The following is a 23,949-nucleotide window of genomic DNA, read 5'->3' on the forward strand; positions in this document are numbered from 1 at the left end:
CACTACCTACCAAGGTGGGTAAAGAGGAAGCCCTGATGTAGCCGCTAATAAAGTGAAGGGGGATAACGCGCGACAGCCAGAACGTTTGGCTTTTTGAGGAGCGATTGAGAAGTTTTATAACAATCTTTTATTAGGGGTGGGGGGTGTGACCCCTCAGTGAGGTATATTGAATTTAGTAGATGCACCCTGATGATCAACGCCCTCAAGTTTTTGTTGGGCGTTTTTTGTTTGACTTAATACTCGTAACCGCAAGTTAATTTCCCTCCGCGCTTGCGGGGAGGGGTTCCAGGAAGTTCAGCCCCAGAGTCTTCTCAAACGGCCAAAAGCAATAAGATACAGCTTGTAAAAATTTCTTTTGACTCTGTAAGCGCAAGGCAATGTGCGCTTACAGAGCTAGCTAGGAGAATAGGCGTTACCCACGCTCTCGATAATTAGCGGCGTCTGCCACCAGAACCAAACGATCCCCGACTACGACTGGGACGCGATCGCGATCCGCTGCCAAAACTGGGACTTCTATTCGCGCGGCTGGGAGTCGATCCGTTAGAGCGACGCAGCGTGCTGGAACCATAACCCGATCCAGTAGAACGGTTTCCGCTTTGCGGGACTCGACGAATGCTGGTCGGTTGACTGGATGAAGGCGATCTTAAGCGCCCAGTTGTCCGCAAGGTTTGACGATTTCTAACAGCTGGTGGCGGCGCTTGATAACGGGTTTGGTATTGCTGAACTGCTTGACTATAAGTGTTGCCGTATCCGCCGTAACCTCTCATAATTCCGCCCGGTTGATACACTGGCGGCATATAGTAACGCGGCGTAAACAACAAACTGCCTACGGCTTGACCTGCCAATGCTCCTGCAAAAGGTGCCCAGAAGCTTGACTGCTGACGCACGACCACGGTCTGGGGTTGACCTGTTTGAGGGTCGGGTCGCGTTTCAGTGACGTTGTGAACGTATTCAATTTTGAAGTCTTCTGGAATGTGCAGAGATGCCTGACCGTTAGCTGCTTTCACATAACCCTTCTGACCAGACTTAATTTCTTCGTCTGTCAGACGTGCCATTTGCAAATCTGTAGAGCGATAAACGGCGGGCGTGCCCGGAGGGGTATTGAGCAACATGAGGGTGTATTCCCCATTGGCATCATTGTAGGTTGCCTGCTGGACTGGATATTGACCGTCAGGCAAACGACTTTGAGTGGTCGTTGTCTTAAAGTCCCGATTCTGAGATGGGGCTTGGGTTGTGGTTGAGGGACTACCACAAGCTACCGTTGTGAAGCACAACGTCAGAGACATGAAAAGAATGGTCAATCTACGTAACATAAACGGATGAATAATTTTGATGAGGAAGCTATTAGCCATTAAAGGGGAATCTAAAGAGGAATCAGTTCTGGAAAATTCAGCAACAATTGATCGTTTGTGAGTTCATCACCCAACTGCGCTGGAGAAAAGTGAACTTGTATTGCTCGCAGCCTTTCCTGATAGTGCAGATTAACCAAGGCTTTTAGACCTTCTTTAAGCGCACTAAGATTGGCGAGACCGCCTTCGAGTGGGGGAACTTCCCCCTCGTAAGCCACCGTAATCATCACAATCAAGTTGCGAGTAACTGGCAATGACAAGGGTTCATTTCCGTGAGAGGGTTGGCTGAAGTCTGGTTCGCTCAAATAGCGCTCAGCAGAGTCTGTGAACAATTCATTCACATAGTCTCCAGCTTCACCTTCATTCCAGAAAACGTCGCCTTCATTCGCTGCGGATTGCCAGTAAGTATCGTACTGTAAGAGGTTCTGACAAATTTCAACCAGTCCTTCGCCCAAAATTTGCAGATCCCCGTCAGCTTCGACGGCTTCTCTAGCAGCACGATTTAAAACTCCCAACAGAGGCGCAACCTCTGCACCTGCTAGATGGACAAACAAACGACAGACTACGAAGCGGCTTTTGCCACTGATTTGATTGAAGCGATCGCGCCAAGAAGTCATGACTTATCTTGCTACCAAATGCCAATCTTAGTCAATTGAGCTACTTTTTTACTTTACTCGGTGGGTGCGATCGCAGCCGTCTACCCTCAGAATGGTTTGACTGCTCTAGCTGGGCTGGAGACTTCCTGACCTTACAGGGTTGTATAAAGGCAATGTCACAGTGCAAGTGGTTCCCACCCCGACTTCACTCTTTACTGTAATTGTGCCGCCGTGTAAGTCCACACACTTCTTAGTCACGGTTAGTCCTAATCCCGAACCAGCGACATTTCCAACATTTTCCCCTCGATAGAACGGCTCAAATAGATGAAGTTGGTCTTCTGGTGGAATACCAATGCCTTTATCCCTAATTTGCAGAGTTGCCTCTTGGCGATCGCAAACGAGGGAAAAATGAATATGACTGCCTTGGGGGGAGTATCTAATCGCATTGGAGAGTAAATTGGTAACAATCGAGCGCAGAAGTTTTTCATCGATTGCTGAGTTTGGGCTATCTCCTTGGCTGACAAATATTATTGAATTTCTACTACCCGCAATTAACCGCATTTCTTCGGTTAAGTAATAGCAAAGCTTTTTGATGTCAATAGACGCGGGATTAAATTCTAGTTTTCCAGCTTCTGCTCTATTGATTATTAGAATATCTTCTAATAGCTGAACCATGTGTTTGGCACTGGCTTGAATCCGAGCAATATTTTTCAATAATTTCTCTTTTGACCATCGCTCGAAGGAATGTTCTAAGGATTGCGAAGAGAGTAAAATCGTGCTGATTGGAGTGCGAAATTCATGGGAAACCATTGAAAAAAAGCGCATCTGAAGCTGACTGAGTTCTTTTTCTCTTTCTAGCGCCAGATGAATTTCTTCCGCTTTTTTAACATCGGTGATGTCTACTCCTGTACCTAGGATTTGTTCGGGTCTACCGTCAGCAGTTCTTGTAAAGACAACCTCACTGATATGAAACCAACGCCATTCACCCGTGGCGTTTTTCATCCGGTATTCTTTTTCGATTACTTGATCTTCTGTAGTAGTGGCAAACTCTTTGCTAAATTCCTCGATTTTAGCGAAATCTTCTGGGTGTAAAAAATCTGATAAAATCCGCGATCCGATTGCTTGAATTTCTGCCTGGGTGCATTGAAAAAAGTCTTCCGTTCGACGATTGGCATAAACATTACAATCTTGGATTATGTCATAAATGTAGAGCCAATTAGGCGTTGTATCAGCAATTTTCTGAATGAAACGTTGGCTTTCCTTCAGCGCTTCCTCGTTAGCTTTGCGCTCGGTAATGTCGATGCAGGTGCCAATGTAACCCGCAAAATCTCCTTCTGGGGTAAACCGGGGAACTCCTTTATCTACAATCCAACCGTATTCGCCATCAGCCTTTCTCAATCGATATTCTATACAAAAGGACATTCGGGAATTGAAAGCGGATAAGTAGCTATCTAAACAATGCTGAATATCTTCGGAATGCACGCCTTCCAACCAACTATTCCCAATTTCTTGTTCTAGAGTCCGTCCGGTAAAGTTTAGCCAAGTCTGGTTGAAAAACGTACAAAGTGCGTCTGGATCGGACATCCAGATCATAACGGGGGCGCTATCAGCCATCATGCGGAAGCGAGCCTCGCTTTCCCGTAGCGCTGCCTCCGCTTGTTTACGCACGGTGATGTCGCGTAGCACCGATAGATTTCGCCCAGGAAGAAAATTAGCTCTAGCCGCATACTCAACTTCTCGCACGGTTCCATCTGGATGAAGGAGGCGCAATTCTCCGGTTGCCAGCCCTTGTTTTTGGAAGCTGTGCCACGCCTGTTCAAAATCGAAACTAGGCTCCAGAAAGTCTGCAATCCGCTTTCCCAAAAGTTCTGAAAGTTGCAGCCCCAGTAGTTGGCAGGCGGCTGGATTCGCCTCCACATAAGCGCCCTCGTCATCTGTAATTAATATCACTTCGAGTGCGCCCTCGAAGATTGCTCGCAGTTGTTCTTCCCTAGTACGGATGTCGGTAATATCCATCGCTGAGCCGGTAATGCCAATAACTTCCCCGGTTGGATTCCGCAACGGCTCTACGGTTAAATCGTAGTGGCGAACTTTTCCATTGAGTGCAATACACGTCTGTTTGCGCGTTCCAATTCCGCTTTCCAGCACCGGGCGCTTAATCGCTACCAGCTGTTGGGCATCTTCAGGCGAAAAGACTTCGGTTTCTAATTTTCCTAGTAAAACTTCGTCAACAACCCTTGAGGTGGGATGATGTACCCAGGTGTAGCGTAAATCGGTGTCTTGATTAAAGACAACGATGGGTGAATTTTTGAGCGCAATCCGAAAGCGTTCCTCACTAATTCTCAGTGCTTCTTCAGCAGCTTTGCGATCGCTAATATCGGTGGAAATGCCACCAATTGCGTAGGGAATCCCTTCAGTGTTATGAATGAGAAACTTGAGCGATAAGTAAGTGCGGATACCGTCGGGGCAAGGAATGAGTTCTTCAAACTCAAAGGAACTTCCAGATTCAAGCACTCTCTTGTCGTTGGACACCAATCTATCTGCGATTTCCTTGGGAAATATATCGTAATCGTTTTTGCCGAGAACTTGCTCTCTAGTGAGGTGCAATAAATTTTCAAACTGGCGATTGACTAGAATGTGTCGGCAAGAAGTGTCTTTAAGGTAGATAATTGCTTGGGAGTTATCTAGAATTGCCTGGAGCCGTTGTTCGCTCTCTTTGAGAGCGAATTCTGCTTGTTGGCGTAGCGTAGCGTGCCGCAGGCGATCGCTGATATCGCGAGCAAAAAAACTAGCGTACTCCTTGCCCTTAAACTGCAAGTAATTGCCTGTCACCTCAATCGGGAATATCCTGCCATCTTTGCTACGATGATGAGACTCCAGGGAGAGAGAGCCGCGTTGCTTGATAGCTTGCCAAATATCTGGCCAGACTGCTGGGGAAATGTCCGGATTTACGTCATATAGACTCATCGAGAGTAATTCTTCTCGTGAATAACCGATGGAATGACAAAGGGCGTCGTTTACATAGACAAACCGCCCTTCCGGATTTATCCAAGCGATCGCATATACCGCCCGATCGACACAAAATTGGGTTAGATGTAACGCTTCTTCAGCTCGCTTGCGCTCGATAATTTCAGCCAGCAGCAATTCATTCGTACTAAGGATTTCTGCGGTTCGTTCCTGAACTCTGATTTCTAGTTCCTCATTAACCTTTCTGAGTGCTTCCTCTGCGCGTTGACGCTTTGCATTTTCGCTATACAGAAGGAAATAAACCCAGCATAAAAGCAAAAAAACCGAGCCTGTGCCAAGATAATGCATCAGGATTGTATTTTGAGCGCTGGTTGATACTGCTAGCGATCGCTGCTGTAAAAATGCTCGCTCATCATTCTGCATCTGCTGAATTAACTGGCGAATCTCACCCTGACGCTTTTGCTCCTCTTCAATCAGGGCAATCTGACCCGCCGCATCTTCATCATTGTTTTGCCGCAAGGAAACTAACTTTTCGACTACAGGGAGTTCCTTTGTCACTAAAGACTCAAGCACATTCAACTTTGTCTGTTGCAGGGAGTTATCGCCCGTCAACTTTCGGAGCTTTTGAATTTTCGAGCCAATTTCCGGACTAGCCGCGGGAGCGGTGTTTAGCCAAGTTTCGTCGCCCCTTAGGATATCGTTGCGTTCCTTTGCTTGAATATCTTTTAGCGTAGAAAGCATCTCATCAAGGTTCTGCACAACTTCTTCAGTGTGCTGTATCCATTCATGGCATTCGATCGGTTGAGTCATGCTCCAATACGAAGCTGTACTTGTTGCACCGAGTAGCAACAATGCCAACCCTAAACCGCTGATAATCATTGTTTTTTTAATAGGCCACTTCATCGCATTGTTTTCTTGCTAAGGTTACTGTTTATCCTGCGTTAATCGTCCGAATGATAGATGATATTCTATGAATAGGGCAGTTTAGCCAATTAGAGACTTTATCAATCATCTTTATTTCCCGTTTTTTATCAACTAAAAGCAATTTATGCAATGAGAATCCTTCTAATAGAAGATGATTTGCGTCTTGCAGAAGCTTTAGTAGAAGCTCTTACCGATCAAACTTATGTGGTTGATGTGGTGACAGATGGGGAAGCTGCTTGGGATCAAGTCCAAACCGTTACGTATGACTTAATTTTGCTAGATGTAATGCTGCCTAAGCTAGATGGCATAAGCCTTTGCCGTCGATTGCGCTCTCATGACTACAACCAGCCAATCCTCATGATCACTGCCCGTGACACTAGCGCAGATAAAGTCACCGGCTTAGATGCTGGAGCGGATGATTATATTGTTAAACCGATCGATCTGCCAGAGTTATTAGCCCGGATACGCGCTTTGTTGCGTCGAGGAAGTTCCTCAGCGTCTCCAGTGCTAGAGTGGGGCAGCTTGCGCTTTAACCCTAGTACCTATGAAGTTAACTATGCTGAGCAATCTTTGCACTTAACCCGCAAGGAATATTCTTTATTGGAGCTATTCCTCCGCAATGGTCGGCGGGTACTCAGCCGCAGTAGCATCATTGAACACGTATGGTCTCTTGAGGAACCGCCAGAGGAGGAGACTGTTAAAGCCCATATTAAAAGCCTACGGCAGAAACTCAGAGCAGTAGGCGCACCGCCCGATTTGATTGAGACAATTCACGGTATTGGGTATCGCCTTAAACAGCTATCTTAATTTGATGCTTTGTAAACAGCAGCAAAATATTATTTGCAAAAGTTTACTGTTTTTTTCATTTCTTCTCGATTTCTTCCCGATTTCTCCTCTAGTTTTTTACATTTGAGACGTAATCTTAGATTCAAAACAGGCTAGAGTCTGTTTCCCAATCTGACGACCTCCTTTTAATGCAGACTGGGTTAGTCGGCATACGCTAGAAGCGATTAATCCAGTATGCTCTCTTTGTGCTAGTAGATGAACTGATATTAATCCAATAGAAGCTGAGTTTCCTGTTAGTATTCATGCCTTGAGTTTACAAAGCAGCCGATGTTAACAAAAACCTCTAAGCAAGATACCCGTAAACTTTATGGCTGGGGGAAATTATTACCTATTAGTCAGCCTATAAGTACTATTTTTGTCTCTTTATTTGCAAAGAAAGTAATTAAATTTCATCTGTGTTTTTACGTGAAAACTTCATAAATGAAATAAGAGAAAATCTCCAGTTTTAAAATTTGCTTCGGGCAAGACGTTGATGTTTTTAAAAGTAAAAATAATAGATATAAATTAGAAAATCAACCAGACAAAACCAGAATGTTATTAGATAAAAAGTGAGGTTAAAATGGCTAATCGAACCATCAATTTAACAATGTTATGGGTTGCCGATGAAATTGCTCAAATCTTAGACAATGAACAAGAGTATTTTGAATACGGAGCTTTTTTAAATTCTAGATTATATAAAGAATTAATGACTTATACCTTGAGTCGAGTTCCTAACGTATACGCTGCGATCGAGGATGGTCAAAAACTTTCAGAGAAATGTAATCGCCGTTACTGCTCTGGAGAAAGAAAGCTGCACATAGAAACAGTAATTCGCCAAGGAATTTTTGAGATTCTCCAAAGGAAGAGAGATTGGATTAAACATCAACTTCCTAGCTCGTCTGAGCAGAGTTTTTCCCCATCTACTTGGTTTACCTAATTTGCAAAGGTTTAAAATGAAGAAAGCAAAAAATGAAAATGCGATCGCACCCTACCTGAATCAACAGGGCATTCCTTGCGATCGCATTTTTATTCCTGCCTACTCTTTGCTCAAGGAGCGCTCACCACGCCAATAGTTTGGGGAATTGTTCTTGGAGATGTAATATAATTTACACCCTGAGCAAGCAACTGTGAAGAGCCGCCACCATCGAGCATAACTACTTGATCTGCACCAAACTTTTTTAGTGTCTGTGCTGCATGAAACTGAGTTGAATCACTCGAATTAAAAATTAAAACGGTTTCGGAGATTCCATTAGAGTCTCTATCTAGGACTCCCATAAAAGTTCTACCTAAATTTTTGTTCATAAATTTATTCGCCTTTTCGCTTAAACCAACAATGATATTGGGAGCTGAAGAAGAGTAAAGAGAGTTTTTACCATTGAAAACGCTAATTTCTGCGCGATTCTTCCAAACCGCAAGCATCAGCTTTTGGCTAGCAAATTCACTTTCGCCTGCATAGCCGTCACTCATAATGATTCCATTGGCTTTAACTGGAAAAGCTAAGTTAGTGATGGTGGCGGATTTAGTGTCATTTCTGAAAAACTGACCATTCGTTATCGAAAAAGCTTTTTTATTAAAAGAATAGAAATTTTTCCAAGCTTGTGTCAGCGTTTGGCGTCTCAACTTAGGATCGTTTCCTCCATAAGCGCCTTGTTTCTTACCGGGATTGGTAATCTCGCCATAAAGGAATTTGACAGACGCGCCTTGGCTCAAATCAACAACTTGCACATAATCAGATTTTTGGTTATAAAGCGTAACTCCTGGCGCACTTCTAATAGCTTTAAAACCAAGAGGAAAGAATTTTTGATTGCGATCGCTTTTAACAAATGGTGTTTGTGAGGAGATACCGTTTTTAGCATCCAACCCTAGAGAATGTTCCCGGTGAATAGAATTCGCGGTTACATAAGCAACAGGTAAAACGGCAAAACCCCTCTGTGCGGTTTTTAAATACCTTAAGTCTGCGAAGGCGGAGTTCGTTGGTACTGTTGAGGTTGCTATTCGCTCGAACTTGGCTCGATCGTTCTCAGATTTAGACGCAGGAAGTTTGGGAGCGCTCAAGTGGATGCTTTGAGCGATCGCGCTAAAAATCAAATATGCAAACATGAACAATCTCTTCTCGAATTAATCTGGCTGACGATACCTGATTCGCTAGCGAAAGCTACATAGCGTTCGCGGCTGTCCTCCGAGCGGCTAATTCAGCCCCAAGTTGAATCGCTGCCTTCATACTGGTAGCATCGGCAATTCCCTGACTAGCGATATTAAAAGCAGTCCCGTGATCGGGGGAGGTGCGGATGAAGGGAAGACCGATAGAAGTATTCACCGCTCGGTCAAATGCCATCAGTTTAACGGGGATTAAGCCTTGGTCATGATAGAGCGCCAAGTAAGCATCGTGAGCCGATGAGATGCCATTTGAACCGAACCAGGCTTGACCGGGCTTTACCCACATCGTATCTGGGGGAATTGGGCCATCCAGTTGCAGCTCGGGTCGCCGTTGTTGCTCTAGCCAAGGGATTAACCAATCGATTTCTTCTCGTCCTAGTTGACCTTGTTCGCCGCTGTGGGGATTTAATCCAGCGATCGCTATCTTCGCCTTTTCTATCCCAAAATCTGCTTTTAAGCATTCCACCAGCAAATCAAGCTTACTCGTCAGCAGTTGCGGTGTCAGCACCTCAGCGACTTGACGGAGGGGAATATGAGTAGTCGCAAGTAAAGTGCGGAGTGTCCAGCCAGTATGCGGCGATCGCGCCACAAATAACATCCCAAATCGCTGGACGCCAGAACGCTTGGCTAACAATTCTGTTTGACCCGGATAATCATATCCTGCGGCTTTCCAAGCAGATTTAGCAATCGGGCCAGTCACAATGCCTTGGAACTCACCCGAAAGCGTGTGCGCGATCGCTGTTTCCATATAAGCAAAACTTGCCGCGCCACTCGCAGCATTCCCAGTCCCAATCTTGATTTGCCGCTCTATTTCCCCATCCAGTGGGACATCAAGAATTGATAACTGTGCCGGGTCTGCTAGCGGTGCTGACACCAACTCAGATGCCTCCCCACCCGCTTCTAAAGTCTGTGTAGGCAGGCTTTGCTCCTGTTGCTGGGAGGGCCGCGGCACCGTGCCCTTACATTGCCGGGTCAATCGATGATAAGTTTCTTGCAACAGTCCCCGACTGCCAACGACAGTAATCTCGCAATTTTCGGTAATCGGATCTGCCAACGCCTTCAGCACCACCTCTGGCCCAATCCCCGCCGGATCTCCCAGTGTTACCGCTAACCGAGGACGTTCTTGCCGTTGTGTGAGATTGGTCGGTGTTTGTGTAAAGAAAGTTTTCACAGCTTTCAGTTTAAAATACTCTAAACTTTTTAATTGATTCCGAAGGAGCCTACAACCGATGAGCGGTGAGATTTTTAATGCAGCTATATTGTCCTCTACCCTGATTTTAGTGGGTCTGGGTCTAGGCTTTTTGTTACTCAAAATCCAAGGCGGCGAAAACGAGTCCCTCTAAGGGCAACCCCTGAAAGCAAGGGCAAGCCTCGCGGGGGCGTGTTCCATCAACGCGCCTAGCAGCTTGTCCGTTGCCATAAAAACGAATCGTTGATTTGTTCCTCGCCCGTTGCTTTGTCATCTGGCGAGAATTTACTATTGGGCATTTTCATAGGATTAGCGACTAGCAATTGAGGTGCGCGATCGCTCTGATTACTAGTTTTGTAAACTTTCTTTGCGTTAATTCTGAGATTTCTGATAACATCTTATAGAAAGTTTAAGATTCCTTACTAATTACTAGATGACTTTATTAATTGTCGGTGCCACCGGCACCCTGGGCAGACAGGTGGCTCGTCGGGCAATAGAAGAGGGCTATCAAGTTCGCTGTCTGGTACGAAGTGCGAAGAAGGCGGCATTTTTAAAAGAATGGGGAGCTGAGTTAGTCGGCGGCGATCTCACCAATCCTGAAAGCCTGAAAGTAGCCTTTGAAGGTGTCACAGCCGTGATTGATGCGGCAACTTCACGACCGACAGACGGCACCAGTATCAAACAGGTAGACTGGGATGGCAAAGTAGCGCTGATTCAAGCCGCCAGCGCTGCCAAAGTTGATCGTTTTATCTTCTTTTCCATCTTGGATGCTGAAAAGTATCCCAATGTCCCGTTGATGGAAATCAAGCGGTGTACGGAGCTTTTCTTAGCAGAATCCGGGTTAAATTACACCATTTTGCGACCTTGCGGCTTTATGCAAGGGCTGATTGGTCAGTATGCAGTGCCGATCTTAGATGGACAAGCTGTATGGGTGACAGGGGACACCTCTCCGGTGGCTTACATGGACACTCAGGATATTGCTAAGTTTGCAATCAAAGCCCTGAAGGTTCCGGAAACTGAAAAGAAAACCTTCCCGATTGTCGGTTCTCGCGCTTGGGGTGCTTATGAAATCATCCGCCTGTGCGAACGTCTTTCTGGGCGAGAATCCAAGGTGACGCGGATGCCTTTGGGCTTACTGCGGACAGTGCGACGGATCGCTCGCTTTTTTGAATGGGGCTGGAACCTAGCAGATCGGTTGGCTTTTGCCGAAGTGGTAGCGACCGGCAAACCCCTGAATGCGTCGATGGATGAGGTTTATCAAGTCTTCGGGATAGACTCAGCCCAAATCACGACTTTGGAGGCATACCTGCAAGACTACTTCAGTCGCATCTTGAAAAAACTCAAGGAAATTGATTACGAAAAATCAAAAAATAAAAAGCAGAATAAAAAGAAGATGCCCTATACCTCTTGAACTGATTACAGCCTCAAAGCAAAGTGAGTTGTTAGTTGTTGGTTTTTAATAGGTTACATACCTAAAAACCAATCCTCGATCGCTAACAATTAAGAATGAACTACTACCGGACTCGAAGCGTGCCCAAAGCAGGGATTATATACAATGACACCAAACCTGTAGCTTGTCGCGCTGCAACAGAGTTAAAAGACAAGCTGACAGCCGCTGGTTGGGAAGTTTGCATGACAACAGGTTCCGGTGGGATTTTGGGATATTCTCGCCCCGATCGTCCGGTATGTCATACCCCAATCGATTCCCTGGCTCCCCCCGGCTTTGATGAAGAGATGAAATTTGCCGTGGTGTTAGGGGGAGATGGCACGGTTCTGGCGGCATTTCGCCAAGTGGCACCTTGCGGGATTCCCTTGCTGGCGGTGAATACTGGGCACATGGGTTTTCTCACTGAAGCTTATGTGAACCAGATCCCGCAAGCGCTGGAAATGCTCATGGCTGGGGAGTATGAAGTCGAAGAGCGGGCGATGCTCGCGGTGCAACTATTTCGCGATAATGTCCGGCTGTGGGAAGCGCTGTGCCTGAATGAAATGGTGATTCATCGGGAACCGCTCACCAGTATGTGCCATTTTGAGGTGCTGATTGGGCGTCACGCGCTGATGGATATTGCCGCAGACGGGGTGATTATCTCGACCCCGACTGGCTCGACGGCTTACTCGTTGAGTGCTGGGGGGCCGGTGGTGACGCCTGGGGTGCCGACATTACAGTTAGTACCGATTTGTCCTCATTCACTGGCGTCTAGGGCATTGGTGTTTGCAGATAGCGAACCTGTGACGATTTTCCCCGCAAATCCTAACCGACTGGTGATGGTGGTAGATGGCAATGCTGGGTGCTATGTATTGCCAGAAGATCGGGTGTATCTGGAGCGATCGCCTTTTTCAGCTCGATTCATCCGCTTACAATCCCCTGAGTTTTTCCGAATTTTACGAGAAAAACTCGGTTGGGGTCTGCCTCACATTGCTAAACCGACATCGGTTGAATTGCCCTAAAAAAAGCCAGGAGTCATGAGTTATTCGTGATTTCCCAACGAATGACCCATGACCCATCAGCCGGACGAATTACAAAAGTTAACATAAACCAAGCCGTTAATCTCCAGCTTTGGGTATCCCCCCTCTGATAGACTTCTAACTGGAATCGCCAGATGAAACGACGCTAAATCAAGCAGTTGAGAGGATAATTTTTGTGGAAAACACGCTGGGATTAGAAATTATAGAGGTAGTTGAGCAAGCTGCGATCGCATCCTCCCGGTGGATGGGAAAAGGCGAAAAAAACATCGCTGACCAAGTCGCGGTGGAAGCCATGCGGGAGCGGATGAACAAAATTTATATGCGGGGTCGGATCGTCATCGGTGAAGGCGAACGGGATGATGCCCCCATGTTGTATATCGGAGAAGAAGTTGGTATCTGTACCCGCGAAGATGCCAAAACTTATTGCAACCCAGATGAATTAATTGAGATTGACATTGCCGTTGACCCTTGCGAAGGCACCAACCTCGTTGCCTACGGTCAAAATGGTTCAATGGCAGTTCTGGCAATTGCTGAAAAAGGCGGTTTGTTTGCCGCTCCTGACTTTTACATGAAAAAGCTGGCAGCGCCCCCAGTTGCACGCGGTCATGTTGATATTAACAAGTCCGCCACCCAAAACCTGAAGATTCTCGCAGAGTGCCTGGGTCGCTCGATTGAGGAACTGGTGGTCGTAGTGATGGATCGCCCTCGTCACAAAGAACTGATTCAAGAAATCCGGCAAGCGGGAGCCAGAGTGCGACTGATCAGCGATGGTGACGTTTCTGCTGCCATCTCCTGCGCCTTTGCCGGTACCAATATTCACGCTTTGATGGGAATTGGTGCTGCACCCGAAGGCGTCATCTCAGCAGCCGCTCTGCGCTGTCTGGGTGGACACTTCCAAGGTCAGCTGATCTACGATCCAGATGTGGTGAAAACTGGATTGATCGGAGAGAGCAGAGAGAGCAATATCGCACGGCTTAATAGCATGGGCATCACAGACCCAGACAAAGTTTACAGTGCTGAGGAACTCGCCTCTGGCAAGACAGTTCTGTTCGCAGCTTGTGGTATCACTCCTGGTACGCTCATGGAAGGCGTGCGGTTCTTCAAGGGTGGGGCACGGACTCAAAGCTTGGTCATTTCTAGCCAGTCGCAGACCGCCCGCTTTGTTGATACGATCCACATGTTTGAAGAGCCGAAGCAACTGCAATTGAGGTAGTCTGCGGATAATCGGAAATCGGGTTGCAGGTTGTAGGTTGCAGGTTGAAGGTTGTGCAGGTTAACTTTCACCCTTCAATCTTCACCCTTCAATCTCCAATCTTCTAATCTTTTAACCATCAACCCAATAAGCAATTAGTAATTAGCAATTAGCAAATGAATATTGCAGTCGTAGGTCTTAGCCATAAAACAGCGCCGGTTGAGATTCGGGAAAAATTAAGTATTCCAGAGCCAGCGTGTGAAGGTGCAACTCTTGCCCTCATGAGCTACCCCCACATTGCAGAAGTCGCGATTCTTAGCACCTGCAACCGCCTGGAAATTTACATCGTTGCTCATGAAACCGAACAGGGCGTTCGGGAAGTCACCCAATTTCTTTCCGAACACAGCAAATTTCCCCTCCATCAACTGCGGCAACACTTGTTTGTTTTGTTGCATGAAGATGCAGTTATGCACTTGATGCGGGTGTCAGCAGGTTTAGATAGTTTGGTGCTGGGGGAAGGGCAAATCCTGGCGCAAGTGAAACATACTCACAAACTGGGACAGCAATACAAGGGCATTGGTAGCATCCTGAATCGGTTGTTCAAGCAAGCACTGACTGCTGGGAAGCGAGTTCGGACGGAAACCAGTATCGGTACGGGTGCTGTCTCCATCAGTTCAGCAGCGGTAGAGTTAGCCCAGATCAAAGCCCAGAACTTGGCAGCTTGTCGAGTGATGATTCTAGGTGCGGGGAAAATGTCCCGGCTGTTAGTGCAACATTTACTGGCAAAAGGAGCGGTTCACATCTCGGTGTTGAACCGTTCTATGCAACGGGCACAGGAATTGGCGAATCAGTTCCCAGAGGCACAGTTGCAACTGTATCCACTGTCAGAAATGATGTCAGCGATCGCTTCCTCGGATTTAGTGTTTACCAGTACCTCTTCCACAGAACCCCTGTTAAATCGATCGAAACTGGAAATTCACCTGGAAGCGCACCGAGGTTTGATGATCTTTGATATTTCCGTGCCGCGTAATGTGGATGGGGATGTTAACGATCTGGACAACGTGCAGGCGTTTAATGTCGATGACTTAAAGGCAGTGGTGGCTCAGAATCACGAAAGCCGCCGCAAGATGGCAATGGAAGCCCAGGAATTGCTAGAAGAAGAGGTGGAAGCCTTTGATCTCTGGTGGCGATCTCTGGAAACCGTTCCTACCATCAGCTGCCTGCGCGATAAAATGGAAACGATTCGCACCCAAGAGTTAGAAAAAGCTTTGTCTCGCTTGGGTACGGAATTTGCCGAAAGACATCAAGAAGTTATCGAGGCACTAACGCGCGGAATTGTCAATAAAATTCTGCACGATCCGATGGTACAACTGCGATCGCAGCAGGATATCGAAGCCAGACGCAAAGCGATGCAGGCACTCCAAACTCTGTTTAACCTGGATATAGGCGAACAATTTAGCTAATCGTTCGGGGTTCATCGTTCAGGGTTCATGGCAAACTTCTATGAACAATGAACAACGAACAACGAACAATGAATAATGAATCGAATTTTTCCAGGACTTTTACTGCTACTAGGACTGTGGCTAGCCTTCGATCTAGTCGCTTACCTAGTAGCAGATGTTTTTTGGTTTCAGGAAGTCGGATATCTACCGGCGTTTCTTCTCAGGGTAAGCACTCAAGCGGGGTTGTGGGCGATCGCATTTATCGTCACCGCTGGCTTTTTACTGGGTAATCTATATCTTGCCCATCGTCTTAAGTATTCTAAAGAGATCCCCCCAACAGGGTTTAAAAAGGGGGAGGTTGATTCTCCCTTTTTTCTAGCGAAGCAGCGCGTTGGTGCGGGAGTTAGGGGAGATAAAGTCTTAAGTCAAGAGTACCAAAGAGAATCTTTTTCTTCGATCCGTCCTCAGTCCTCAGCACTGAAATTGCGATCGCTTTTGCCTTTGCTAGGGGTACTTAGTTTAGCAATCGGGTTGATGCTGCTGCACTACAGTCAAATAGCCACGAGTTATTGGCATTCTAAGGTCGGGTTGCCAAGTGTATCTCCTCTGTTGCCAGTTTGGTTTCAGCCTGACTTGATCTGGCAGATGGGTAGAAAGATGCTCTCTAGCATCTGGCAGGTTGTCGTGGTGTTGGTATCGGCGGCGCTGGTGTTGATTTATCCGCAGTTTTTGTTAACTGCGATCGCGCTTGTCCTCAGTTTATTTTTTGGACTGGTGCTATCAAGCCACTGGGCGAGAATTTTACAGTATTTTCATCCCACCAGTTTTAACAGTGTTGACCCCTTATTTGGACGAGATATCAGCTTTTATGTATTTCAGTTGCCTGTTTGGGAGTTACTAGAATTTTGGTTTTTTGGACTATTTTTGTATGGTTTTGCAGCAGTCACTCTAATATATTTGCTATCTGGAGATAGTTTTAGTGAGGGAAGATTTCTAGGGTTTTCCAAATCCCAGATGCGCCATTTGTACGGACTCAGCGGTTGCCTATGTGCTGCTCTCTCTCTCGGTTATTGGTTATTGCGGTATCAATTGTTGTATTCCACCACCAGCGTTACTTATGGTGCCAGTTACACCGATGTCACCGTGCGATTGCCACTGTATACCGGATTGAGCGTATTTTTACTAGCGATCGCGTTGCTTTTGTTTTGGCAGACAATTCAATTAAAAATTAAAACTTTTAAATTAAAAATTGGTTTGTTGGGATTTTCAATTTTCAATTTTTTATTTTTAATTGGCTTACCTGTCGCAGTGCAACGCCTCATTGTTCAACCCAATGAGTTGGTGCGAGAAAGAACCTATATTGAACACAGTATTGCCTATACGAGGGAAGCATTTAATTTAGAGAATATTGACGTTCAAACCTTCGACCCTCAAGCAAATCTTACTGCCGTAGACCTCCAGCAAAATGAACTGACGATTCGCAATATTCGCCTTTGGGATACACGTCCCCTGTTACAAACAAATCGCCAACTGCAACAAATTCGGCTTTACTACAAATTTCCTGACGCCGATATCGATCGGTATACTTTGAAGCTAGAAGCATCTGCACAAAGCGATGGGACCGAAAAGCGACAGGTGATTCTGGCAGCAAGAGAATTAGATTACAATGCCGTTCCCCAAGAAGCTCAAACTTGGGTTAATAAACATTTAGTTTACACTCACGGTTATGGCTTTACCCTCAGCCCTGTGAATACAGTTGGCGCAGGTGGGTTGCCAGATTACTTTGTTAAAGATATTGGAACGAGTGCAGATTCTGGTGATAACAATGCCTTAAATGTATCCAGCGAACGCATTCGAGTCAGCATTCCGATTGGGATACCCCGGATTTACTACGGCGAACTCACGAATACTTATGTGATGACGCCAACGACAGTCGAAGAGTTAGATTATCCCAGTGGCAACGAGAATGTTTATAACACTTACGATGGTACTGGCGGCGTCTCCATCGGTTCGTGGTGGCGACGTCTTTTATTTGCCGAGTATTTGAAAGACTGGCAGATGATGTTTACGCGGAATTTCACACCGCAAACCAAGCTGTTGTTTCGTCGTAATATTGCACAGCGAGTTCAGAAGCTCGCGCCTTTCTTGCGGTTTGATAGCGACCCCTACTTAGTGGTTGCCAAGACTGATGCATCCAAGGAGCAAAATTACCTTTACTGGATTATTGACGCTTATACGACAAGCGATCGCTATCCTTACTCCGATCCTGGAGAAAACCAATTTAATTACATCCGCAACTCTGTCAAAGTCGTCATCGATGCCTATAACGGTTCGGTTAATTTTTACGTTGCCGACCCCCAAGACCCGATTATTAACTCCTGGACTGCTATCTTTCCCGACCTAGTAAAACCATTAAATGCAATGCCCACTTCCCTGCGGAGCCATCTCCGCTATCCAGTGGACTTTTTCAACATTCAGTCGGAACGGTTGCGGACTTATCACATGACCGACCCCCAGGTGTTCTACAACCGGGAAGACCAGTGGCAGGTTCCGACTGAGATTTATGGCAGCGAACCGCGACCCGTAGAACCCTACTACTTGATCACAAGGCTGCCAACTGCCCAGGAGGAAGAATTTATTCTGCTGCTTCCTTTTACACCCACCCAACGTAACAATTTAATTGCCTGGTTAGCAGCGCGTTCCGATGGGGAGAATTACGGCAAGCTGTTGCTTTATCGGTTTCCCAAACAGGAGTTGGTCTATGGCCCAGAGCAAATCGAAGCTTTAATCAACCAAGATCCGGTTATTTCTCAACAGATTTCTCTATGGAATCGGCAGGGTTCTAGGGCAATACAAGGTAATTTGTTAGTAATTCCAATTGAGCGATCGCTTCTCTACGTCGAACCTCTTTATCTAGAAGCAGAACAAAATAGTCTACCAACATTAGTGAGAGTGATTGTCGCTTACGAAAACCGTATCGTTATGGCAGAAACTCTAGAAGAAGCACTTCAGGCAATCTTTCAACCCGAAGAATCCGCTACCCCAGCAATTATCCGTCCAGTCGAACCGTCGGGCGCTCCTTAAATCGCTTATTCCAAGAATTTAACACTTTGTAAAAATGTTTTCTGGAAAGCATCTCTACAAAGTGTAAGTTCTCAAAAAAAACGTAGTTATCAAATCAAACGAATACTACTTTCTGTGGTGATGCTACATAGCAGAACCCTTACTAATACTCGATTAGGGTTGCGGCTGGAGATATAAAGCGAAAGGATATGAATCACCTAATCATCAAACTTTCTATTTGAATCAAATTCAAAGATTTGATTCAAATTTATAGTTTTTAGCTTGGGGTTCATCACGACTATCCCAATAACAATCAACTATGAAATCAACGATGAATAGATAGGCAAGTATCTCTAGAGAAGATAAATTAAGATAACCGATGAAATTACCGAAGCCGAAAACAGGTCTAGGATGCAATACTGGCGAGAACAGCGTTGTGTTGAAAACCTGCGAAGATTTGCAGAGCGCACAATTTACGATGACATCATGCCAGGACTCAAATAGGAATAGTTCGACATATAAATTAAAAAAAGTATCTTACTGCAATTAATCTCCTGGAAATCTCAATAGCTCGATCGCTCTCCTTGTCAAGCTTTAAAAATAAATTGAGACAAAAATACGAATAAACCTGATGACCTCAACACCATTGCCGACAATCATAGACTCTGCGCCTCCGAATCAGTACTCAGCCCCGCGCTTACCCCGCAGTCTTAGCTCTCTGGAAACGTGGGGCTTTGGTGTAACGGCTCATATCTCTTGGCCTGCCATAGCCCCCGTACTGCACATTGCTCTCGGTACGGGGGCTATTTTTGTCTGGTTGCCAGGAACGATCCTTGGCATCTTGCTAAACCTGCAAGTAAAACGCTTAGGCAGGCATTTTCCTGACGTAGCCGGAGGAACGCCCAACTATACCACCCGATTACTAAAGCACTATCCGGGGCTAGCCCGTTACGCGGCAGTTGGTTACTTCTTCAGCTGGGTTTCAACGCTGGCGATTAACGTGGTTGTCCTTACAGAACTTATTAAGGTAAACCTGGAGCCTTTAGGAATTGCTTGTCCCGATACTCTTGTGAAAATTGGCTTGACGCTGATCGCGTTTATTTTGGCGTTTAGCGGCACCCGCGCTTTAAGTATCCTGCACTTATTTTTTGTTATCCCGGCAATTGGACTTTTACTCGCTTTTTGTCTATTTGGCATCGGCTGGTTAGCCATTTCCCCAGCAAGTCCTGGCTTTTTCCCATCCAGTTGGTCGCCTCCCTCTTTTGTAGATTGGGCGAAGTGGTTATTCTTCGTCACCTACACGACCTACGCTTGTGAATCTGCGTCTGCATTTGTTGCTGATAGCCGACGCCCTGATGAAACGTTGCGGTTTCTAAGTATCTCCTGTTGGATCATGCCGCCCATCTTTCTGGGGGGTTCCTGGGTACTGATGCGCTTAGCAACCGACCCAGGTTTGGGTAGTGACACTTTCTTAAATTTGTTAGCAGTTTCTACGCCGTTCTGGGGGCAGTCGGCAGCGATCATCGTTACCTTTTTTCTCGCTGCTGGGTCGCTTCTGAGTTGCGCGACGGTGCTTTCCAACTGTCCCCGAATGCTGTACCAACTTGCTACAGACGGACATTTATCTCCCGTGTTCGCTGTGGTGTCCCGACGGGGTGTATTCGGTCCCGCTTTGGTGCTGACGTTGTTGTTCACTTTCATTTGTCTAGCTTGGGGGGATGTCGCCCGGATTGCGGTGGTGAGTAACACCGGCTGGTTTGTGTCTATCATGTCGGTACATTTAGCACTGTGGCTGCGCCGAAAGAGACCGGAGGTATTTCTGCCTTGGTGGTCGGGGGTCTTCTTTTTGCTGGAAGTCGTTGTCTTAGCGGTTGGGGGTTTGGCTTGGGGTTGGAAAGACTTCTTGATTGGGTTGCTATTTCCCCTAGGGATTTTGGCAGCAGATCAAGTGATACGCCGCATCCGGTGGGCACCCTTTCATGCTGCTTGGTGGATTCAGCATTACCGAGGGCGATCGCAAACTAAAATATCCGATTTTGTAGGGTTTCAGGTAGTCATCCTGATCTTACTGATCTGTAGCGCTGCCACGATTAGCTGGATGTTTAGAGCCAGAATTGGGGCGGTAGACCTGGGTCAGAATGGCAACAATCTCTATGTGGTGATGCTGCTGATCGCTGCCTTTGTTGGGGTAGCGATCGCTTGCTGGACAAGTTTGCCCCAAGTCATGGCAATCGTCGAAGCCAGAGAACAGTCTGAGCATTTGTTTAATATTGCCATTGACGGGATTCTCGTCGTCGATGAAAAGGGCGTTATTCGGCAAGCCAACCCAGCCGCCGAGCAACTATTAAAAGCGATCGCTCCCAATCTCCTAGGATGTCGTCTCAACCAGATATTTCCCGCCTTAGCAGGTCAGCCAGATAATTGGTCGAGTCGGAGCGAACATACCCTAAAAACGCCCGAACATCCCACCATCGTTGAGGCAGCCGTCTCTAACCGTTTCAATCAGGACTTTCAAGAATATGTGGTACTGGTGCGCGATATTACCGAGCGCCAGCAAGCTGAGGAGGCGGTGCGGAATTACAGCCACACTTTGGAACAAAAAGTTGACGAACGCACCAGCGAACTCGCTCACGCCAACGCCGAGATTCTTGCCCTCAACGAGCGTCTTCAAGCCGACAATATCCGTATGAGCGCTGAGTTAGCTGTAACGCGCCGACTGCAACAGATGCTATTGCCTAAACAGCAAGAACTTGAATCGCTTCCTGGACTGGAGATTGCCAGCTTTATGGAACCCGCCGAAGAGGTAGGCGGCGACTACTACGATGTACTCAATTATGAGGATAAAGTCAAAATCGGGATCGGCGATGTCACTGGACACGGACTCGAAAGCGGCGTCTTAACGATCATGGTGCAGACAGCAGTCCGGACGCTACTGGAAAACAACGAAACCGACCCCAAAAAATTTTTGGACGTACTCAACCGCACTATTTATCACAATGTGCAGCGGATGAGTTCCGATAAAAATCTTAGCCTTTCCTTATTGGACTACCAAGCGGGAACGCTGCGCCTGACGGGGCAACATGAAGAAATGATTGTCGTGCGTTCCGGAGGTAAGGTCGAACGAATTGACACGGTTGATCTAGGCTTTCCAATTGGGCTAGAAGCAGACATTACCAATTTCGTTGCCCAGATTCAGTTGCAATTGCACTCAGGGGACGTCGTGGTGCTGTACACCGATGGCATTACTGAAGCCGAAAATAGATTCAAGGTGCAATACGGGTTAGATCGGCTGTGCGACATAGTCAGCCGCAGCTGCCAACAAACCGTTGAGGAAATTAAACAAGCTGTGATTGAGGATCTGCGACGGCATATCGGTGAGCAAAAAATTTACGATGACATCACTTTGCTGATTCTTAAACAGAAATAAGCCGAGTTTGACTTCTTATCTGTTGTAGATGCAAAACAGCTTGCATTGCCTTCACACCAAAGGCTGTAGTCTGCGCTGTTTGTATAGAACTTGCAGTTTATCTTTCGTGAGTTTGCTGCCGCTCTCAAACTCAAATTGCTGGAGCTAGAACTTTTAACCAGTTTGTAAGTAAATGTTCTGTAAAGTTTGTTACAAAAGCCCCTAAGAAAGGGAATATTTAAATAGTGATACAAAACTCTAAAAATATCCCTTGCTAGGGTAATCCATTTTTTGGCAAAGATAAAAATTTATGGCAATTGAGGAAGAAAAATCATTAACAGAACAGCTCTTTTTGAAGATAGAAAGCTTGTCCCAAGAATTGGAAGACTTGAAAAGAGAAAAAGTTGACTTGGAAATCTTGCTGGAGAATACTACCGAACACTCGGATACGGTTGCAGCGCAGTTGTATGACAAGGCAGTGGAGGCGGGAAAACAAAGCGATCGCAGGCTGGCGCAATTTCTGGAAGCCCTGCCAGTGGGCGTCTTCGTGGTTGATGCTAGCGGTAAATCTTACTACGCCAATCAGACGGCACAGCAAATTTTAGGCAAAGGCATTATGTCAGAAGCCACTGTCGAGGAATTGCCAGAGACTTATCAACTTTATCTCGCAGGCACAGAGCAATTGTACCCCAGCGATCGCCTGCCGATTATACGAGCGTTGAGAGGCGAAAAAGTAACCGTTGACGATACGGAGATTTATCAAACAGACAAAATAATTCCCATAGAGGTGTGGGCGTCCCCCATTTTTGATGACCGGGGCGATATTGCTTATGCGATTGCTGCCTTTCAAGACACCACCGAGCGCAAGCGATCCGCAGAAGCGCTGCAACAAGCGGAAACAAGGTATCGCAGTATCTTTGAAAATGCCATTGAGGGAATTTTCCAGATTACATTAGACGGACACTACATTTGTGTCAATCCGGCACTAGCAAAAATTTACGGCTATGAGTCTCCTGAGGAGATGATGAATAGCATCCCAGAAATCAAAGAGCAAGTTTATGTTGACCCGAAATGCCGCAAGAACCTTTTAGATTTATTAACTAAACAGGGTGAAGTTAAAGGATTCGAGTATCAAATTTATCAACAAGATGGCAGCATCATCTGGGTTTCCGAGAATACCCGCGCGATTTGTGATGCCAACGGCACCTTACTCTACTACGAGGGAACCATTATTGATATCACTGAGCGCAAGCAGATTGAGCAATCTCTAAGGGCAAGCGAAGCGCGAGAACGAGAAAAAGCTCAACAGTTAGCGCGATCGCTGCGCGATTTGCAGCAAGCTCAAGTTCAATTAATACAAAGTGAAAAAATGTCTTCTCTTGGTCAATTAGTCGCAGGAATTGCCCACGAAATCAATAATCCAGTTAATTTTTTATCTGGCAATCTCACTTATGTCTACGACTACACCTGCGATTTGCTTAGGTTGTTAAAACTTTACCAAACCCACTCTTCAATTCCAGCACCGGAAATTCAATCAGAAATACAAGATATTGATATTGACTTTTTAGCCGAAGACCTCCCTAAAATACTTTCTTCTCTGAAAATAGGAATAGACCGTATCCATCAAATTAGCGTGTCTCTGAGAACTTTCTCTCGTGCCGATACATCCAAAAAGACACTTTTTAATATTCATGATGGGATTGATAGCACCCTACTAATTTTGAAGCATCGCCTAAATTCTAACGGAAATCGCCCACAAATTAAACTAATTAAAGAATATGAAAATCTCCCGCTTATAGAGTGCTATGCTGGACAGCTCAATCAAGTATTTATGAATATCATTGCCAATGCCATTGATGCGCTAGAAGAAGCAATGGCATCGGAAAGGTTAGTTTTCACTAACAATCAAAAACCCGTACCTACCATTTGGATTCGCACTGAAATAAAAGAGGGAGGAACAATGATAGAAAACGGATTGGCTAATCCTTCATGGTTGGGACTTAATTTTTCTCATATTGTGATTCGGATTGCAGATAATGGAGTTGGGATTTCAGAAGAGGCAAAGCAACAGTTGTTTAAACCTTTGTTTACAACCAAGCAAGTCGGCAAAGGCACTGGATTGGGTCTCTCAATCAGTCATCAAATTGTAGTAGAAAAACATGGGGGACAGCTTGGATGTATCTCTGAACTAGGGCAAGGAACAGAATTCTACATTGAGATTCCGATTAGCTGTACAGAGGCAAATCAATGAGCCAATGTACAAGCAAATCATCTTCGCGATGTTCAAGCAAAAATGCGTAATTGGTAATGAATGTTGAGTTAAAAGGAATTATTTATAGTAATTCTCGTTTGGATGCAGTACAGTTTAATCCC

The 23,949-nt window shown here is 46.0% G+C and carries 16 protein-coding genes; 10 read left to right on the plus strand and 6 right to left on the minus strand.

Translation table 11 applies throughout. The features are described 5' to 3' along the window. Positions 1-431: 431 nt before the first annotated feature. The 3 genes from NC994_RS02475 to NC994_RS02485 all read right to left on the minus strand — a co-directional run bounded on the left by NC994_RS02475 (position 432) and on the right by NC994_RS02485 (position 5,815). Positions 432-1,313 (minus strand): hypothetical protein, encoded by an 882-nt coding sequence (locus tag NC994_RS02475; protein ID WP_190440971.1) that lies wholly within the window; start codon positions 1,311-1,313, stop codon positions 432-434. A gap of 50 nt (positions 1,314-1,363) precedes the next feature. Then, entirely contained in the window at positions 1,364-1,966 is a 603-nt protein-coding gene (locus tag NC994_RS02480) for a DUF1517 domain-containing protein (protein ID WP_190440973.1), read from the minus strand. A gap of 105 nt (positions 1,967-2,071) precedes the next feature. Beyond that, positions 2,072-5,815, minus strand: a complete 3,744-nt coding sequence (locus NC994_RS02485) for a PAS domain S-box protein (protein ID WP_190440976.1) — start codon at positions 5,813-5,815, stop codon at positions 2,072-2,074. 150 nt (positions 5,816-5,965) lie between these two features. Here NC994_RS02485 and NC994_RS02490 point away from each other — a divergent pair, with 150 nt between their 5' ends. Next, the gene (locus NC994_RS02490; protein ID WP_190440980.1) at positions 5,966-6,643 is read left to right on the plus strand and encodes a response regulator transcription factor; all 678 of its coding nucleotides are present in this window, start codon (positions 5,966-5,968) and stop codon (positions 6,641-6,643) included. A 598-nt stretch (positions 6,644-7,241) separates the two neighbouring features. After that, positions 7,242-7,598: a hypothetical protein gene (locus NC994_RS02495; protein ID WP_190415458.1), complete on the plus strand. Its 357-nt coding sequence runs from the start codon at positions 7,242-7,244 to the stop codon at positions 7,596-7,598. Positions 7,599-7,708: 110 nt separating this feature from the next. Here the strand turns inward: NC994_RS02495 and NC994_RS02500 are convergent, their stop codons facing one another. After that, positions 7,709-8,749, minus strand: a complete 1,041-nt coding sequence (locus NC994_RS02500) for a phosphodiester glycosidase family protein (protein WP_206753544.1) — start codon at positions 8,747-8,749, stop codon at positions 7,709-7,711. A 67-nt stretch (positions 8,750-8,816) separates the two neighbouring features. Next, positions 8,817-9,989: a 4-hydroxythreonine-4-phosphate dehydrogenase PdxA gene (gene pdxA / locus NC994_RS02505; protein WP_347276605.1), complete on the minus strand. Its 1,173-nt coding sequence runs from the start codon at positions 9,987-9,989 to the stop codon at positions 8,817-8,819. 58 nt (positions 9,990-10,047) lie between these two features. Here pdxA and NC994_RS02510 point away from each other — a divergent pair, with 58 nt between their 5' ends. After that, on the plus strand, positions 10,048-10,161 hold the full coding sequence (locus tag NC994_RS02510; protein WP_190415454.1) for a PetM family cytochrome b6-f complex subunit 7: 114 nt from the start codon (positions 10,048-10,050) through the stop codon (positions 10,159-10,161). On the opposite strand, the gene NC994_RS02515 is transcribed toward NC994_RS02510, so the two are convergent. Then, positions 10,123-10,281 (minus strand): hypothetical protein, encoded by a 159-nt coding sequence (locus NC994_RS02515; RefSeq protein ID WP_190441342.1) that lies wholly within the window; start codon positions 10,279-10,281, stop codon positions 10,123-10,125. The two genes, NC994_RS02510 and NC994_RS02515, sit on opposite strands and share 39 nt — an antisense overlap. A 159-nt stretch (positions 10,282-10,440) precedes the next feature. Between NC994_RS02515 and NC994_RS02520 the strand changes: the two genes are divergently transcribed. From NC994_RS02520 to NC994_RS02550, 7 genes are all read left to right on the plus strand, one after another. Then, a complete protein-coding gene (locus tag NC994_RS02520; RefSeq protein ID WP_190440984.1) occupies positions 10,441-11,418 on the plus strand; it encodes an SDR family oxidoreductase in 978 nt (325 codons plus the stop codon). A gap of 119 nt (positions 11,419-11,537) precedes the next feature. Next, positions 11,538-12,455 (plus strand): NAD(+) kinase, encoded by a 918-nt coding sequence (locus NC994_RS02525; protein WP_190415730.1) that lies wholly within the window; start codon positions 11,538-11,540, stop codon positions 12,453-12,455. A 193-nt stretch (positions 12,456-12,648) separates the two neighbouring features. Further along, a complete protein-coding gene (gene glpX / locus NC994_RS02530) occupies positions 12,649-13,686 on the plus strand; it encodes a class II fructose-bisphosphatase (protein ID WP_190415450.1) in 1,038 nt (345 codons plus the stop codon). A 155-nt stretch (positions 13,687-13,841) separates the two neighbouring features. Further along, positions 13,842-15,128 carry a glutamyl-tRNA reductase gene (locus tag NC994_RS02535; RefSeq protein ID WP_190429782.1) on the plus strand — a complete coding sequence of 429 codons (1,287 nt, stop codon included), beginning with the start codon at positions 13,842-13,844 and terminating at the stop codon, positions 15,126-15,128. Between the two features lie 75 nt (positions 15,129-15,203). After that, positions 15,204-18,191 carry a UPF0182 family protein gene (locus NC994_RS02540; protein WP_190440986.1) on the plus strand — a complete coding sequence of 996 codons (2,988 nt, stop codon included), beginning with the start codon at positions 15,204-15,206 and terminating at the stop codon, positions 18,189-18,191. A 610-nt stretch (positions 18,192-18,801) separates the two neighbouring features. After that, the gene (locus NC994_RS02545) at positions 18,802-21,597 is read left to right on the plus strand and encodes a SpoIIE family protein phosphatase (RefSeq protein WP_190440988.1); all 2,796 of its coding nucleotides are present in this window, start codon (positions 18,802-18,804) and stop codon (positions 21,595-21,597) included. 289 nt (positions 21,598-21,886) lie between these two features. Next, positions 21,887-23,827 carry a PAS domain S-box protein gene (locus NC994_RS02550; RefSeq protein ID WP_190440990.1) on the plus strand — a complete coding sequence of 647 codons (1,941 nt, stop codon included), beginning with the start codon at positions 21,887-21,889 and terminating at the stop codon, positions 23,825-23,827. Positions 23,828-23,949: the final 122 nt, after the last annotated feature.

The sequence above is a fragment of the Trichocoleus sp. AS-A1 genome (assembly GCF_039962015.1).
Taxonomy (GTDB): Bacteria; Cyanobacteriota; Cyanobacteriia; order Cyanobacteriales; family FACHB-T130; genus FACHB-T130.

Bases quoted from the DNA above. Each gene is read 5' to 3' on its own strand.
- NC994_RS02495 (WP_190415458.1), top strand. From the start codon at position 7,242: ATGGCTAATCGAACCATCAATTTAACAATGTTATGGGTTGCCGATGAA.
- NC994_RS02510 (WP_190415454.1), top strand. From the start codon at position 10,048: ATGAGCGGTGAGATTTTTAATGCAGCTATATTGTCCTCTACCCTGATT.
- NC994_RS02480 (WP_190440973.1), bottom strand. From the start codon at position 1,966: ATGACTTCTTGGCGCGATCGCTTCAATCAAATCAGTGGCAAAAGCCGC.
- NC994_RS02550 (WP_190440990.1), top strand. From the start codon at position 21,887: ATGGCAATTGAGGAAGAAAAATCATTAACAGAACAGCTCTTTTTGAAG.
- NC994_RS02485 (WP_190440976.1), bottom strand. From the start codon at position 5,815: ATGAAGTGGCCTATTAAAAAAACAATGATTATCAGCGGTTTAGGGTTG.
- NC994_RS02545 (WP_190440988.1), top strand. From the start codon at position 18,802: ATGACCTCAACACCATTGCCGACAATCATAGACTCTGCGCCTCCGAAT.
- NC994_RS02540 (WP_190440986.1), top strand. From the start codon at position 15,204: ATGAATCGAATTTTTCCAGGACTTTTACTGCTACTAGGACTGTGGCTA.
- NC994_RS02475 (WP_190440971.1), bottom strand. From the start codon at position 1,313: ATGTTACGTAGATTGACCATTCTTTTCATGTCTCTGACGTTGTGCTTC.
- NC994_RS02520 (WP_190440984.1), top strand. From the start codon at position 10,441: ATGACTTTATTAATTGTCGGTGCCACCGGCACCCTGGGCAGACAGGTG.
- NC994_RS02535 (WP_190429782.1), top strand. From the start codon at position 13,842: ATGAATATTGCAGTCGTAGGTCTTAGCCATAAAACAGCGCCGGTTGAG.
- NC994_RS02490 (WP_190440980.1), top strand. From the start codon at position 5,966: ATGAGAATCCTTCTAATAGAAGATGATTTGCGTCTTGCAGAAGCTTTA.
- NC994_RS02515 (WP_190441342.1), bottom strand. From the start codon at position 10,281: ATGACAAAGCAACGGGCGAGGAACAAATCAACGATTCGTTTTTATGGC.